This is a genomic window from Polynucleobacter sp. AP-Ainpum-60-G11, assembly GCF_018688375.1.
Classification (GTDB): Bacteria; Pseudomonadota; Gammaproteobacteria; order Burkholderiales; family Burkholderiaceae; genus Polynucleobacter.
Map to the genome: position 1 here is coordinate 1228600 of NZ_CP061318.1, position 16227 is coordinate 1244826.

Consider the following 16227-nt stretch of genomic DNA (forward strand, 5'->3'; position numbering starts at 1 on the left):
GTTCTCCTGACTTTATTTTTTAACTTAGGCAAATTTTTCGATTTGGCACATGGTGGTTTTAGTTTCTTGCATCATCGTTACCTGGTCGTAGCCGTAGGTAGTTGCAGTATTCACCGCTTCACCTTGAACTACTGGGGCAGCGCCCTCTGGGTAATATTTGCGCAAGTCATTACCTTGCCACCAACCGGCAAAGTGGAATGGTACGAATGCAGTACCTTGATCAACACGTGGGGTTACCAATGCACGCACTTTGATCTTGGCACCCGTTGGTGACTTAACCCATACGTAATCCCAATTCTTAATGCCACGATCTTCTGCGGCTTTAGGATTGATCTCCACAAAGTTTTCTTGTTGCAACTCAGCCAACCATGGGTTGGAACGAGTTTCGTCTCCTCCACCCTCGTACTCAACTAAACGACCGGAGGTCAGAATGATTGGGAACTTCTCGTAGAGCTTCTCATTCAAGTTCTTATCCTGAACTGTTTTGTAGAGAGTCGGCAAGCGCCAGAAATTCTTCTTGTCCGCAGATGTTGGGTACTTACGCATCATCGGCTCATTGGTACTGTAGAGCGCTTCGCGGTGAGTTGGAATTGCATCTGGGAAGTTCCATACAACTGCACGCGCTTTTGCGTTACCAAATGGATGGCAACCGTTTTTCATTACTACGCGTTGGATACCGCCAGATAAGTCAGTCTTCCAGTTTTTACCTTCGGCAAGCTTTTGCTCTTCCTCAGTCAACTGATTCCACCAACCGAGTTTTTTCACGAGCACGTGATCAAATTCTGGATAGCCAGTGGTGATTGCTGAACCTTTGGAATAAGAACCATCTTCTGCCAATAAATTCTTACCATCTTTTTCAACACCAAAGTTGGCACGGAAATTACCGCCACCTTCCATAACGCTCTTGCTAGTGTCGTAGAGGTTTGGTGAGCCTGGATGCTTAATGGCAGCAGTGCCGTAGCAAGGCCAAGGCAAGCCGTAGTAATCACCCGTTGTGTCGTAACCAGTTACCGGGTCAACGCCACCGCGTGACTTCAATGTCTTCGGATCAAATACTCCCGCCATTCTCATGTGAGCCTTTAAGCGCTCAGGAGTTTGACCGGTGTAACCAATTGTCCATACTGAACGATTAATTTCGCGCAAGATGGATTCAATTTCAGGCTCTTTCCACTGCTTACCAGCAAATTTGGAATTGAGCATCTTGTAGTTCTTTGAAAGCTCTTCACCGAAACCAAGGCGATCAGCAAATGCTTGCATGATGACGTGGTCAGGAACAGACTCAAACAATGGATCAATCACTTTCTCACGCCACTGCAATGAGCGGTTTGAAGCAGTAGCTGAACCGGTTGTTTCAAACTGAGTTGTAGCTGGCAATAAGTAAACATTGCGATTTTTGTTTACTGTCTGACCTTCTGCAGGTGGCATTGCTGCCATTGCGGCTGTAGCACTTGGATAAGGATCAACAACAACCAATAAATCTAACTTATCCATCGCGCGCTTCATATCTAAGCCGCGAGTTTGTGAGTTTGGTGCATGACCCCAGAAGAACAAACCTTTTACGTTGGTTTGCTGATCAATCATGTCATTCTTTTCAAGCACCGCATCAACCCAACGAGAAACCGTAGTACCGGACTTCTCCATCATGTCTGGTGCATAGCGACCTTTGATCCACTCATAGTCAACACCCCACACTGTTGCAAAGTGCTTCCATGAACCTGCTGCAAGGCCATAGTAGCCAGGCAATGAGTCTGGGTTTGGACCTACGTCAGTTGCACCTTGAACGTTATCGTGACCGCGGAAAATGTTTGCGCCACCACCGGACTTGCCGATGTTGCCTAAAGCCAATTGCAGGATGCAAGACGCACGAACCATGGCATTACCAATGGTGTGCTGTGTTTGACCCATACACCAGACCAAAGTGCTTGGACGATTCTTCGCCATTGTTTCAGCAACTTTGTAAACCTGAGCCTCTGGAACACCGCAAGCTTCTTCAACATTCTTTGGAGTCCACTTCTCCATCACTTCTTTGCGGATCTCATCCATGCCGTAAACACGGTCATTGATGTACTTCTTATCTTCCCAGCCATTGTTAAAGATGTGATACAGAACACCAAACAAGAATGGAATATCAGAACCAGAACGAATACGAACATACTGATCAGACTTAGCTGCAGTACGGGTATAGCGTGGGTCAACTACGATGACTTTGCAACCGTTTTCTTTTGCATGCAACAAGCTGAGCATAGACACTGGGTGCGCTTCTGCAGCGTTAGAGCCAATGTACAAAGCTGCCTTGGCATTCATCATGTCGTTATAGCTATTAGTCATCGCACCATAGCCCCAGGTGTTTGCAACACCGGCAACTGTAGTGGAGTGACAGATACGCGCTTGATGGTCTGTGTTGTTAGTTCCGAAGAAAGAAACCCACTTACGCATTAAGTAAGCTTGCTCGTTGTTATGCTTTGAAGAGCCAATAAAGAACAATGAGTCTGGGCTGTACTTGCTACGCAAATCTTTCATCTGCGCAGTAATTTCAGTCAAAGCCTGGTCCCAAGAAATTCTTTGATACTTCCCATCAACCAACTTCATTGGATAACGAAGACGGAAATCTCCATGTCCGTGCTCACGCAAAGATGCGCCCTTAGCGCAATAAGCACCCAAGTTAATCGGGGAATCAAATGCGGAGTCTTGACGAACCCAAACACCGTTCTCAACAGTCGCGTCAGTAGCGCAACCTACGGAGCAGTGGGTACAAATCGTTCTCTTCACCTCAATCTTGCCCTTGCCGTCCAGCATCGCTTTGCTTGGCTCAGCAACCGCTTTTTGCACCAAGCTCAACTGGCTTGCCGCGATACCAGCACCAACGCCAACTCCTGAGCGCTTGAGGAAGGTGCGACGATCCATCGTTGGCACAGCGGATTGAAGTCCACGTGACAAGCTACCGATGAGGCGGGATGCAGGTGTAGAGCGACCGCTCTGTGGGGTATTGGATTTACGAGTCAGACTCATATGTTGTCCCTGAAAAATATTTTTATTTAATTATTTGGAAACGACTTCATTCACAACTGGGTTTAAAGCATGGTGGTTTCGTAATACTTACGAATGTGCGCAGACAATTGATAACCATCGTCTTTGCCCTGAACAGTACTGCCAATTTCTTGAACAACTGCTTTACCGATTGAAGTTTGCGAAGCAACAGCAACAGCACCAACTGTGGCACCCGCTCCGATAAAAAACTTTCTGCGCGAAGGCTTGTTGTCTTCGTTTACTGCAGTTGCGGATTTTGTAGTCATCGCATGCTCCTAATTAGTGCAAATTTGATATGAATCAAAGTGTAATTGGTAATTGTATTTTTTGCATATTTGGAATTATTTTTCTTCTAGGGGTTTTCCTCTTGTGCAACGCAACATTAAATCATGTCGAAACTCTGCCCTTCAATCGCGAGAAATTCTCTAGTTAAAGCGGCGACTGGGTGATACAGATGCATGTCTTGAATATTTTCTATTGCATCGCACAATTCGTCATACCAAGGACGAATGTGGTCATTGAAAAAGACCCTTTGATTTGTGAGGTTTGAAATTTCTACATCATCCCCCGCGATGAGGTATCGCATGACCTCACATAAAGCGGATAGGTGATCCTCAGTCTCAGTAACCTCTTCAGCAGATTCAAGGCCAAAAGTATCTAAAGCCCGGCGGATGTCTACTAAAGGCTTCTCGTTTAAATGGCCCGCCATATAAAAAGAGCCGTTCAGAATCACATTGGGACGACCTACGCTAATGAAGTTGCGATCAAATTCTTCATGCCAAGCCTTGGCAGGATTATTTTTGGCAACCTCTACTACGCTATTCCACACTTTGGCCAGAGGCGCATCATCGGCCTGACTTTCTTGACCATCCGGAATGGAGGCGGCAATTTGATCCAATAACTCTTGATCGGGTGGTTGATGAAAGAGTCTTGCAATTAAGCCGTATAAATCTGCCCTGGCCAAATCCTCAGGCAAACCCACATCGCCCACCTCAGTAGAGGCAGCCTCTTTTATCTGTTCACTCATAGCTCTTTCTTCACCATATCGACAACGCGACAATCCCCACACATCTTGAGTCTATCCAACCCTGCTCCAGCAAAGGCACCATGCGCACCCAACTTAACTAGCATCAGATCTACCATCTTCGCCGTTCCAAAGACCTTGCCACAACTAATGCAATGAAAAGGTTTGGTCTCATTGAGCTCTACCCTTTGCTTGCGCTCCTCTACAGTTTGCAAGCGAGGCGCTAAGGACAAGGCTTTTTCTGGGCAAGTTTGAACGCAGATACCGCATTGGACACACTTCTTCTCAATAAAGGAAAGTTTGGGTTCATCCAGGTTATCCAACAAAGCACCTTCAGGACAACTTCCCACACAAGACATGCAAAGCGTGCAGGCATCCTTATTGATATTCAGGCCACCCAAGAAGGATGATTTTGGCAAAGCAGCGCCACCTGCTGGAAGCGGTGCTTTAGCTTGCTTTTGTAAGTGCTCTAAAACCATTTCAACTGTTTCACGCTTCTGATTACCTAGACCAAAACTGGCAGGCGAACAAATGGCTGGCAGAGCGCCACGCTGACGCAGCTTACCCATTGCTGCTGATATGGGCTGCAGATCATCAGCGGAAGTAAGTTGAATTAGTGAAAGTCTGGCATCAAATCCATACGCCACCAAAATTGCATTACCCAAATCAACTTGTGTTTCAAGTGCTGCGCGATAGGCTGGGTCTTCATCGCCAGTCAGCAGAAGAATCACCTCACCAAAACCATAGCTCAGTGCACCAAGCCACAAGTCCAAACCAGTGGATGCAATGTGCTCGATTCCATAAGGTAGTACGAAAGATGGCAATCCCTCAAACTGCTTTGGTCTTAAATGGGCCAAGCGCCCAAGAGAATCTACAGCTTGAGTTCCAGTCTTAAGTGTATGCAAGAGCAACGCAGGTGCTTGCGCCTGTTTGATCTTGGCGCTCTCGGCAGTAAATACATTCGCGAGAGTTTTAATCTCTTTACCCTGATGACTGACGCTTGGATAGTTGTAGCGCATCGCACCTGATGGGCAAACTGTTGAGCAAGCTCCACAGCCCATACATAAATTAGGATTAACTTCTACGGTGCCCAGTCCATTCTTAAACAATGAGGAGATGGCGCCTGTAGAACAGACATCAATACAAGCACTGCATCCTACTTTGCCATTGCGGCCATGCGCGCAAATCTTTTCGGTATAAGAAAAGTATTTAGGCTTTTCAAATTCACCAACTAAACCCAACAATTGATTTGCTACCAAAGCTTGCTCAAGAGGATCTTTTCCGGGAGCAAAGTAGCCTTGAGGAGTTTGGCTCATACGCATCTTCGGATCAGCACGCAGATCCATAATCAAATCAAACTCAGCATTACGCTGACGTTCTACTCGATCAAAATTAATCGCACCAATACCAGCGCAGGCAGTGACACAAGCGCGGTGGGATTTACATTTATCTAAGTCAATCTGAAATGAATCATCAATTGCACCTTCTGGGCAAACCTCAACACAGGCACCACAGCGAGTACACATTTCTGGATCGATCGGGTTTTGCAAATTCCAATCGACAGAAAATTTACCCAGATAACCATCTAACTTAACGACTTCGCCTGTATAGATCGGGAAGTTTCTTGCAATCGGCAACGCGCCCGGTTCTGTACATAAAACAGATACGTCGAGAGAGTCGCTGAGCTTTTCAGCCCAAGGCAAAGCTTGGTCTCCAGGGCCAACAATTAGTAAGCGACCTTGGCTTTCATAATTTACGACCGGTACAGGCTCTGCCTCCGGCATATCGGCCAAGGCAAGCAATGCAGCGATCTTCGGTGTGGAGGTTTTAGCCTCTTGAGTCCAACCAGCTACTTCACGAATATTGACGAAACGTAATGGTGCTACCAAAGGCTTTTCTGATTGCTCAGCCAACTCACCAAATAAAGCACGTTCTTGAGTACAGGCAATCACGATAGAGTCGCTGCCATCAAATGCCTTAATGACTGAGCCAATTTCCTGCCTACATAAGGAGGTGTGCATGGTGACGCCAAGGACCTTTGAATCCAAAGGCATGGTTCCATTGCAATTACAGACTAATTTTTGACTCATTGATTTCTTCTTAACTGGTTTTCTTATCCACGGGCACGGGGTCTTTATCTCCCGATTCCTGAATGGCTGCTGGTGTGGATGTTAAATCAGTCTGTGGACTTAGGGGTAAAGCCTGTTCTTCCGGCTCAGATTCTTTATTCGCAACAGTTTGGGTGCCCGGGGTCTCATCGTCACTATCCTTGCGGAAAATGTTGAGCATGTCCGATTGCACCATGCGCTTGAGCATTTCCAGTGGAATGGGATCTGGCTTAGAGTAATCATCAATATAAATATCCAGACCATCCATCACATTGAAGTGCGGATCAGAGAACATCTTTTTCATGGCGGCCTGCTGAACTGCAGGATCTACATCTGGCTTCATAAAAGCCGAGAAGTCAGGCGCAAATCGATCAATCTTTTCTACATCCTCTAATGTTGCCGAGGGCGTAAGTTCTTTAGTGTCAGCAGACTCCTGCTTTAATTCAGGAGAGCTTGTTAACTCAGGCTTGGTTTGATCGACTACTTTTTTCTCAGGCTCTAGGTTCTCCCCAGACTTCAGACGCGACCAACGATTAAGAAATCCACCAGCCATTAATCCTCCGTCCCGCGATTAGCACCCTTGAATGATTCGGGGCGATGACGCTTCTTAGGTTCAGGTCGGTAATTGTCATTTACAAACTCTTGCAGCCAAGAAGCATGTTCTGCAGACAAGGGAACGCTATCAACTGATTCGCCACCATCCAACAAGCGCGCTGCTTCGTTATAGCTTACGCAAATGCGATGTGGAACTGCAATTGTTGCTTCAGATTTAGCCAACTCAATAGATTGAGTATCCACGTAGCGCTCAACATCCTCTTCCAGGCGCCACATCACAAACCAACAAGGCTGAACAGCAGAGAGGTTAAGGTAGTAGCCCTCAGCCTCATCCGGGAAAAGATTGAGCTCATAGCCAGTAAATAACCAAGACTCACCTTGATCATCGCGCCCTAAAAACTGCCCAACAATTTTGTTCTCTGCGCTAACTGCGTTGGTAAATTGCCCGAAGTCTGGCATTACCTCTTGAGGTGCCCAACGAAAGGAAACCCAGGGGTTATCAACAGACTGCTTACGCATGAGCACTGCAAAACGCATAAGACCTCAGGTGTTTTGAACCACGATGTTAGGAAATTTACTGCTCATGTCTTTTGAAAGCGCCGCCACCTTAATGGCCACTCGTCTTGCAATCGTCTTATAAATCGCACTGATCGCGCCATCAGGATCCGCTACCACTGTTGGACGACCTGCATCCGCTTGCTCACGAATCGATAAATTCAGGGGTAAGTCACCCAAGAAATCAACGCCATATTCTTTGCACATCTTTTGGCCGCCGCCAGTACCGAAAACATGCTCTTCATGACCGCAACTTGGGCAGACATAGGTGCTCATATTTTCGATGATGCCCACGATCGGAACACCAACCTTCTCAAACATCTTTAAGCCCTTACGCGCATCCAGCAAAGCAATATCTTGCGGGGTAGTCACAATGACTGCGCCAGTAACGGGTACCTTTTGAGCCAGCGTTAACTGAATATCACCCGTACCAGGAGGCATATCCACAATCAGGTAATCGAGATCGCGCCAACGGGTTTGACGCAGTAATTGCTCTAAAGCAGACGTCACCATCGGGCCACGCCACACCATTGGCGCATCGTCATCGATTAAGAAACCAATTGAACTTGCTTGAAGGCCGTGACCTTCCATTGGTTCCATTGTGTTTTCTTCAATGGATTCTGGTCTGCCGGTGATACCCAACATCATTGGCTGACTCGGACCGTAGATATCTGCGTCCAACATACCTACTTGAGCACCTTCAGCTGCTAAAGCTAAAGCCAGGTTAACCGCAGTAGTAGACTTTCCGACCCCGCCCTTACCACTGGCAACAGCAATAATATTTTTTACATTCGGCAATAACTTGACGCCGCGCTGCACAGCATGTGCAACGATTTGACTGCTCACATTAACACTCACATTTTTAACTTCAGGCAATTCACGAAGTACCGCAATGACGGATTTACGAATAGCATCAAACTGACTTTTCGCTGGATAACCCAAAACGATATCTAGGCTAATATCGCCGCCATCGACTTTCAGATTTTTGACGCTCTTTGCCGACACAAAATCGATTTGTGTGTTTGGGTCAATTAAACCCTTTAATGCTGCTTGCACAGCCTCTACAGTAAGCGCCACCGACATCTCCTAAGAAGAACAATCCCACAAGGGGATCCCAATAAAGTCTATTGGGAGGTATTACAAATAATGGAATAGTGGGTAGATTAACCGCACATGCAAAAAATTGCTTAAAACGAGATTGGGAAATCCCGTTGAACCGACTTAAAAAATGAGGAGGCTAAGGTAGTAAACCGCCATAGACATCAAGGCAGTAGCAGGAATAGTAAAGATCCAGGCCCAAACGATATTGCCAGCAACCCCCCAACGAACTGCGCTAGCGCGTTGAGTTGAGCCAACACCGACAATAGCCCCAGTGATTGTGTGGGTAGTAGATACTGGAACCCCAAGAGCCGTTGCCATGAATAAGGTGATTGCCCCGCCTGTCTCCGCACAGAAACCACCGACAGGTTTGAGCTTAGTTAGCTTCTGACCCATCGTCTTAACAATTCTCCAGCCACCAAACATCGTGCCCATCGCAATAGCGATGTAACAAGAAATAATCGTCCAAGTAGGCGGCATACTCGCGCCCGCTTCAGCGTAACCAGTAATGATCAGCAAGAGCCAGATAATGCCGATGGTCTTCTGGGCATCGTTACCACCATGCCCCAAGCTATATGCGCTTGCGGAAACTAGCTGTAAGCGTCTAAACCAACGATCTGTTTTTGAAAGGTTGGCGTTGCGACAAACCCAAGCCACCAACAACATCATTAAGGAGCCGAGTAAGAATCCCACCATTGGTGAAATAAAGATAAACGACACGGTCTTGATAATTCCTGACCACACCAAACCATCAACGCCAGCCTTAGGCAAGGCAGCCCCGACGAGGCCACCAATCAGCGCATGGGAAGAGCTTGAAGGAATGCCGTAATACCAAGTAATCACATTCCAGATGATGGCTCCCACCAAGGCCCCAAAGATCACATGCAAATCTACTGCAGCAGGATGAACAATCCCTTTACCTACCGTAGCGGCAACGCTGAGATGGAAAATGAAGATTGCTAGGAAGTTAAAGAATGCAGCGAATACAACTGCCTGCTGAGGCTTGAGCACCCCAGTAGATACAACGGTAGCAATCGAGTTGGCAGCATCATGAAATCCATTCATGAAATCGAATGCCAACGCTAGCGCTACTAAAAGCGCTACCACCCAAAATGCGACTTCTATTGAGGCCAACTTATTTAACCTTAAGAATTTTCAAGAACGATGCCTTCAACCAAATTGGCAACGTCTTCACATTTATCGGTAACCTCTTCGAGCAACTCATAAATACGCTGCAGCTTAATCAGTTCGCGCACTTCGATATCTTCGCGGAATAATTTAGTAATCGCAGTTGAGAGCAAGCGGTCTGCGCCAGACTCCAAGTGATCAATCTCATCACAGGTCTTTAAAGCTGCTTTAGCAACTTCTGGATCAGAGATGTCTTTAAGCATACCAACAGCGTTTTTCATACCAATACAGCATTGGTTACAGAGCTCAGCCATATGGAGCATCTCATCGGTCATCTGCTTAACGTTATAGAGATGCATTGCTTCGGTGCCGTTCTGAATCAAATCAGCAACGTCATCCATGGTGTTGATTAGGTCAAAAATCTGATCGCGATCAATCGGAGTAATGAAAGTTTTGTGGAGGCGACGGTGCACTTCTTTCACCACATCATCGCAAGCATGTTCTGCGCTATCCACTTCTTGCGTATATTTCGCACGCAATGCTTCATCGTTGTAATGCTCGATGAATTTGAGGAAAGATTCAGATGCTGAGACGATATGCACAGCATGTTCGTTGAACAATTCAAAGAAATTGCCATCGTGAGGCATTAACTTACTGAAGAACATAATTCACGATCCTTTAGAAACGAAAGCTGCGAGATTTAATAAGCTAAGCACATTCTAAACAATGCCTTAATTCGATACGGGAAATCCAGCTTCTGTTATAAGCCCGGCGGCTAATTCAGGGGAAAGAGTTGTTTCAAGCGTCACCAACTGGGTCGCCAAGTCCGCCTGTACCTGAGCCTGGGGGTCTTGGGCTTGTACCGCTCGGGTCACGGCATTAATACAGCCACCACAAGTCATTCCTGATACCTTTAGCGTAAACATAGTCACCCCTTAAAAACTGTCAAAATACTGTTGTTGATGGCCTTTTTTCACCTTACGGTAGATTATCTTCTACATGATCCCCACAGAATCCAGCAATTCAGAGTTTTTTAGCCTTGATATCGGCGGAATGACCTGCGCCTCATGCGTCAGTCGGGTTGAAAAAGCTTTAGATAAGATTCCGGGGGTTGAGGCAGCCACCGTCAATTTGGCTACAGAACAGGCGAGAGTTCGGGTGAAACGTGGTTCTTCTAGCCTAGCTGAGATCATCGCGCTGGTTAAAAAGACGGGCTACGAAGCCAGAGAAAGTTCAGCTCGCGGTAATTTGTATCAGAAAAACGCCAAGTCATTTTGGGCCGCTGACGGCTTGGGTCGCGTCATCCTCAGCTTCTTGCTTTCCGCCCCCCTCTTCTTACCGATGTTCTTAATGCCTTTTGGCATTCATTGGTCTTTATCGGGCTGGTGGCAGCTGGCTTTGGCTACTCCAGTGCAATTTATCTTGGGATGGCGCTTTTATAGGGCGGGCTTCAAATCCTTGATGGCTGGTGCCGGCAATATGGATCTGCTGGTGGCAATCGGCACTAGCGCTGCCTACGGACTCAGTCTATATATATTGCTCACTTCGAGTCATGCGCATGAACTCTATTTTGAGGGATCAGCCGTCATTATTTGCATGGTCTTATTGGGCAAATGGCTGGAGGCACGCGCCAAGCAACAAACCAGTGAAGCTATTCGTGCCCTACAAAAGCTCTGGCCAGAACATGCAAAAGTTTTAAGTGCCGATGTTGATCCTCAAATGAATACAGGCATCGACACAGATCAATACCGTGACTTACCTTTGGATCAAGTGCTTCCAGGCGATCGGGTTTTGGTACTCCCCGGTGAACGCATTCCGGTTGATGGTGTCATTCTGCTTGGCGCTAGCCATGTAGATGAATCTCTTCTTACTGGCGAGAGTGAGCCCGTTAAGAAAGCATTGGACTCAAAAGTGATTGGAGGCGCCTTAAATGGTGAAGGCGTTCTGGTGATATTGGCTCAGGCTGTTGGTGTTGAAAGCGTACTGTCACAAATCATTAACTTAGTAGAGGAAGCGCAAATCCAAAAGGCACCAATTCAAAAGTTGGTTGATCAGGTGAGCGCAATTTTTGTCCCCGCCGTAATTGTTCTTGCGCTCATCACTGGCATCGGCAACTGGCTTTACTTAGACTCCATCTCTATCGCCATCTTACGTGCCGTATCAGTCCTAGTCATTGCTTGTCCTTGCGCACTTGGTTTAGCTACACCAGCGGCAATCATGGCCGGCACTGGCATCGCCGCCCGCTTTGGCATTCTGATCAAAGACCCCCAAGTATTAGAGCTTGCTCATAAACTCAATATCGTTGCCTTTGATAAGACCGGCACATTAACCATTGGTAAGCCACGCATGCTTGCCCTTATTCCATTTGATAATTCACCTGCTGACACTAATCAAATCCTCGCTACCGCTGCGGGCTTGCAATTGGGAAGCGAGCATCCTTTAGCTAAAGCGCTTTTGGGTGCATCTAAGGATGAAGGGATCCCACCAATTACTACCTCATCGAGCAAAGGCTTGCCTGGTATTGGAATTGAGGGTGTACCCAGTGCAGGTCCTTTTATGGGTCAAACACTTCGCCTGCAAAGCGTAGCTTCTCTCGAGGGAAGCTCTCAGCGCGATATTGTTTTGCAAAAAGCACAGGCTTGTTTTGAGCATGGTCAAACTGTTTCCGTTTTAATGAATGTAAGTGGTGAAGGTAGCGAAGTGTCATCACCAATTGCTGTGATTGCCTTTGGGGATGAGCTGAAGCCAAATGCTCAATCAGCAGTCGATGCACTTCATGCATTACATATTCGGACAGTCATGCTGTCTGGTGATAATTTGGCTGCGGCTACCCGCGTTGGAAAAACTATCGGCATTGATAAAGTCTTTGCGCAAATCATGCCGAGCAATAAAGCAGAAATCATCCATAGCTTACAGATTGGCCCTGAAGGTCAGAAACAATTTGTGGCAATGGTTGGCGATGGTATTAACGATGCACCAGCGCTTGCGATGGCGGATGTTGGCATGGCGATGTCCACTGGGACTGATGTCGCAATGCAAGCCGCTGGCATCACCTTAATGCGAGGTGATCCTGCTTTGGTGGCAGATGCAATTGACATCTCCAAAAAGACTTGGAATAAGATTCGTCAAAATTTATTTTGGGCATTTGCATTTAATACGATTGGTATACCGCTGGCAGCCTTGGGTTACCTATCCCCGATGCTTGCCGGAAGTGCCATGGCTCTCTCTAGCTTCTGCGTCTTGAGTAACGCCCTACTTCTCAAGCGCTGGCATCCTCAGCGTTCTTAAACTATTTAGAATTCTTGCGAACTAGCTCAATATCGCCGTAGAGAGCACGTGTCTCTGATTTAGTGTTATCTGTATCGGTGAGAAGTGCAATGCCAATAATATTGCCTGGCGCCTCTCCATAGGCTAGCTTGTAGTCTGCAGCGAGATCTCGCTCATGCTTTTTCCACTCACCCAAACCATCCCAACCAGAGTCAACCACAATCATCTTCACGCGAGACGTATGTGCGTTGTTTAAAACCGTATTCACGGGATTTTTGCCTGACCAGATATACATCACGGTGGCATAAGGCATCTCTTGGCCGCTAATTAAACTAGCCATCTCAAAGGTGAGCTTTTCTTTTAAAGGAAGCTTTGATTTATTGCCGTCAAACGCCACCAAAATACGGAGTGGTGCATCGTCATTCTGACTCTCCGCATTGTCTGCCTGAGGAATGGCACCTACCGCCTTCCACTCCCACTGAAGCATCAAGTTTTGTGCTGAGCGGGGGCGAAGTTTGACTGCAAGACCGGAAGCTGATGTTTTGGAATTGGCCGCCAGGACTGTGCGACCCTGATACTTCTCCAGTCGGTAAATCGTATTCTTCTTATAAGGCGCTATTCGATAGAAATGCCAACCATCCGGCATGCCATCTCGCGGCTTCTCTGCAGAGAATTTCGGTAAATCCTCCTGCGCCGGTAATTGATCAGCATTAAATGCTTGACCAGCCTCATTCTCAAGGGAGTTCCCGGTTAAGCCCGCACAGCCCGCTAAAGCCATAGCCAGTGCAGTCAAGAGCAACAGGGATCGAAGGCGCTTATTTATAGGCATCACTTGAATTGTCCCAAAGAATGGAGCGCTAAGTCTAAAATCATTGCATGCGCCAACAATCACCCTCTAGCTGGGCTGCTATCAGCATCTGTATTGCTGCATTAGTGCATTTAGCTCTTGGCTTCTCGGTTGAGTTTTCCGTGGATGAGGCCCACTATGCCCTCTACGCTAAACATCTCGCTTGGAGTTATTTTGACCACCCACCACTAGTGGGTTGGATTCAGTGGCCATTGGTTTTATTGACCTCATCCGAGGGAATCATTCGCCTAATCCCAGAATTGCTTTGGGTGCTATCTACTTTCTTGGTATACCAAGTAGCTGTAGAAATTCACCACCTCTTGCAGGGGCGCAATGCGGGCTACTTAACCACCACACTGCCGTCTGCCAATCTCTGTGGATTGATGGCAGTTTTAACTATCGTTGTTGCCCCATTACCCCATGTTTTAGCAATCGGTCTTTTGCCCGATACGCTCCTTACCCCCTTAAGTCTTGGCTTGATGTTGATGGCTTTACGCTGGACTCGAAGAGATCACTTCTCCTTGGCCGACTGGATCGTGACTGGTTTGATACTGGGCTTAGCAGGTCTTAGCAAGTACACCGCAGCGTTTACCGCATTTGCCCTGCTCTTTGTTTTCTTGGCCTCACCCAAGAAGGCCTGGATCACCAAAGTCGGTTTTTGGATAGCCGCGGTCATCGCTTTGCTAGTGATTAGTCCTGTCCTGTATTGGAACTGGATCAATGACTGGATCTCATTCAAATATCAAATTGCGCATGGCAGTGGTGGCGCCTGGGCTTGGCGCAGAGTGGCAGCCTTTGTGGGCATTCAGATTGTGAGCTTTGGGCCCTTAGTGCTTTTAGGCGTCTACATCTTTCTTAAATATTGTCTTCATTCGCAAAAGTTGGTTCTGATTGCGCTCTTGAGCTTCTTTGCAATTCCTTTCACAATTTTTGCTGCGCTCTCTGGAGGAGGTAGTCTGCCTCACTGGACCACTCCGGCCTGGTTTTGCCTGGCCCCATTCGCCGGCATTGGCCTAGCTAAAGCGTGGGCTATGCAACATCGCATAACCATTCGCATCCTATCTATTGCGCAGATAGTCATTTGCTTGCTAGGTTTTGGTTTTGTTTTGGCAGGAGGCATCAGCACTGCCGCTATCAAATCCAACCCAATTGCTGACCTCTATGGCTGGAAGCTTGCAGGCCAGAAAGCAGCCCAACTAGCGCAAGCCACCAAAGTAAACGGTATTGCGGTACAAAACTGGACTTTGGGGAGCAGAGCTGCCTGGTATGCCAGCCCATTACCTACTTTTGTATTGGATCAAAGGCAAGATCAGTTTGACCTCTGGTTTGGGCAATTACCAGCCGGTGCAAGTGTCTTGTTAATCAACTGGTCTGGCATGGCATTTAAGCCACCCACCGAAGGGAATACAGCCTTTGAGCGATGCGAACCCTTAGACAGCTTAGAAATCATCCGATTTGGGCAGGTTTTATCTAAATTTGACTATAGCCTCTGCCGGAACTGGCGGGATGCCGGCGCAGCGCGTTAATTCCCCAATTCAAGACCTTAGGCTCTCTAGGCATTATCCTTACGCCTATGAGTTCACAACCCCAAGCCACCCCAAAAGCCACACCTGGGTGGAAAGCAATCCTCAAACGGGCTTGGCCCACAATTCGGATTTTGCTGTCGGTCGCCCTCCTCTGGAAAGCCACCAGCGGAATCGATTGGCACGCCATTTTAGATTCTGAAATTCGGATGCAACCTTGGTGGTTTTTAGCAGCAGGGCTGACCATGCTCTCAGCATTTATTTGCGGTGGACTGCGCTGGGGATTTTTAATGCGCAAAGTAGGGTTTCAAGGAAGCCTCACCAATTTTGTAGCACTCTATTTTGCTGGGGGACTTATTAATCAAGGCTTACCCAGCACGCTGGGTGGCGATAGCTATCGCGCTATAACTGCAACCCATTTAAATAGCAGCGGCAAACTCACTGAAGCAAAGGAGCTCGATGAAGAGCTGCATCACTCAGTTGACTTGGAACATGCCACGCCAAAACTGCGACTGAGTTTTTCTATGGTTTTAGTGGATCGCCTACTCGGCTTAGCGGGGAACAACTTACTAGGTGGACTTGGCCTCATTTTGGGTGGCGCAACTTTAGCTACTTGGGGATCCGATTTAGGTTATGCCGTAACCGGCATTATGATTTTTGCTGGCTTACTTATAGCCGCAATTTTGGCTTGGGGTCCTAGCTGCAACTTGCTGCAAAAATTACTAGACCGCCTCAAAATGAATCACGCCCTGCCTGGTATTAAGCTAGCTTTTTCTTGGCCCATGAATGTGGCACAAGCAGCATTTGCAATTGGGATTCATTCGCTCACCATTTTGACGCTACTTTTCTGCCTCAAGGCCTATGGAGTGGATGCGCCAATTGAAGCACTCATGATTGGTCTGCCTGCACTGAGCCTCCTACTAATGCTGCCAATCAGCATCTCTGGCTGGGGCTTGCGCGAGGCCACTCTCTCCTCTGTGCTGGCATTGTGGGGTGTAAGCCCTTCTATGACGGTACTAGCATCTATTAGCTACGGCGCCATCACCGTCTTATCAGTATTGCCTGGCGCTTACTTTTTATTAAAACGGAAATAAT

Annotated in this window: 14 protein-coding genes; 3 read left to right on the forward strand and 11 right to left on the reverse strand. The window is 47.3% G+C overall.

Going from position 1 to position 16227, the window contains the following annotated elements; genetic code table 11:
• Positions 1-24: 24 nt before the first annotated feature.
• The 10 genes from FD971_RS06415 to FD971_RS06460 all read right to left on the reverse strand — a co-directional run bounded on the left by FD971_RS06415 (position 25) and on the right by FD971_RS06460 (position 10421).
• Positions 25-3009 (reverse strand): formate dehydrogenase subunit alpha, encoded by a 2985-nt coding sequence (locus FD971_RS06415; protein WP_215333440.1) that lies wholly within the window; start codon positions 3007-3009, stop codon positions 25-27.
• Positions 3010-3071: 62 nt separating this feature from the next.
• On the reverse strand, positions 3072-3293 hold the full coding sequence (locus tag FD971_RS06420; RefSeq protein ID WP_215333441.1) for a formate dehydrogenase: 222 nt from the start codon (positions 3291-3293) through the stop codon (positions 3072-3074).
• Positions 3294-3409: 116 nt separating this feature from the next.
• Complete coding sequence (locus FD971_RS06425; protein WP_215333442.1) at positions 3410-4054, reverse strand: molecular chaperone; 645 nt, start codon at positions 4052-4054, stop codon at positions 3410-3412.
• A complete protein-coding gene (locus tag FD971_RS06430; protein ID WP_215333443.1) occupies positions 4051-6141 on the reverse strand; it encodes a 4Fe-4S binding protein in 2091 nt (696 codons plus the stop codon). The genes FD971_RS06425 and FD971_RS06430 overlap by 4 nt, the downstream gene beginning before the upstream one ends.
• 10 nt (positions 6142-6151) lie before the next feature.
• A complete protein-coding gene (locus FD971_RS06435) occupies positions 6152-6712 on the reverse strand; it encodes a DUF3306 domain-containing protein (RefSeq protein WP_215333444.1) in 561 nt (186 codons plus the stop codon).
• A complete protein-coding gene (locus tag FD971_RS06440; protein ID WP_215333445.1) occupies positions 6712-7251 on the reverse strand; it encodes a DUF3305 domain-containing protein in 540 nt (179 codons plus the stop codon). Before FD971_RS06440 ends, FD971_RS06435 begins: the two co-directional genes overlap by 1 nt.
• Positions 7252-7257: 6 nt before the next feature.
• Positions 7258-8352 carry an iron-sulfur cluster carrier protein ApbC gene (apbC, locus tag FD971_RS06445; RefSeq protein ID WP_371743025.1) on the reverse strand — a complete coding sequence of 365 codons (1095 nt, stop codon included), beginning with the start codon at positions 8350-8352 and terminating at the stop codon, positions 7258-7260.
• Positions 8353-8490: 138 nt separating this feature from the next.
• Positions 8491-9501 (reverse strand): inorganic phosphate transporter, encoded by a 1011-nt coding sequence (locus tag FD971_RS06450; protein WP_215333447.1) that lies wholly within the window; start codon positions 9499-9501, stop codon positions 8491-8493.
• Between the two features lie 11 nt (positions 9502-9512).
• The gene (locus FD971_RS06455; protein ID WP_215333448.1) at positions 9513-10160 is read right to left on the reverse strand and encodes a DUF47 domain-containing protein; all 648 of its coding nucleotides are present in this window, start codon (positions 10158-10160) and stop codon (positions 9513-9515) included.
• Between the two features lie 66 nt (positions 10161-10226).
• On the reverse strand, positions 10227-10421 hold the full coding sequence (locus tag FD971_RS06460) for a heavy-metal-associated domain-containing protein (protein ID WP_215333449.1): 195 nt from the start codon (positions 10419-10421) through the stop codon (positions 10227-10229).
• Between the two features lie 73 nt (positions 10422-10494).
• On the opposite strand from FD971_RS06460, the gene FD971_RS06465 reads away from it, so the two are divergent.
• Positions 10495-12783, forward strand: coding sequence for a cation-translocating P-type ATPase (locus tag FD971_RS06465; RefSeq protein WP_215333450.1), 2289 nt, complete (start codon positions 10495-10497; stop codon positions 12781-12783).
• 1 nt (position 12784) lies between these two features.
• On the opposite strand, the gene FD971_RS06470 is transcribed toward FD971_RS06465, so the two are convergent.
• Positions 12785-13591: a DUF3047 domain-containing protein gene (locus FD971_RS06470; RefSeq protein ID WP_215333451.1), complete on the reverse strand. Its 807-nt coding sequence runs from the start codon at positions 13589-13591 to the stop codon at positions 12785-12787.
• Between the two features lie 47 nt (positions 13592-13638).
• Between FD971_RS06470 and FD971_RS06475 the strand changes: the two genes are divergently transcribed.
• Both FD971_RS06475 and FD971_RS06480 read left to right on the forward strand, forming a co-directional pair.
• Entirely contained in the window at positions 13639-15135 is a 1497-nt protein-coding gene (locus FD971_RS06475; RefSeq protein ID WP_215333452.1) for a glycosyltransferase family 39 protein, read from the forward strand.
• A gap of 47 nt (positions 15136-15182) precedes the next feature.
• Positions 15183-16226 (forward strand): lysylphosphatidylglycerol synthase transmembrane domain-containing protein, encoded by a 1044-nt coding sequence (locus FD971_RS06480; protein WP_215333453.1) that lies wholly within the window; start codon positions 15183-15185, stop codon positions 16224-16226.
• The last annotated feature ends 1 nt before the right edge of the window (position 16227 follow it).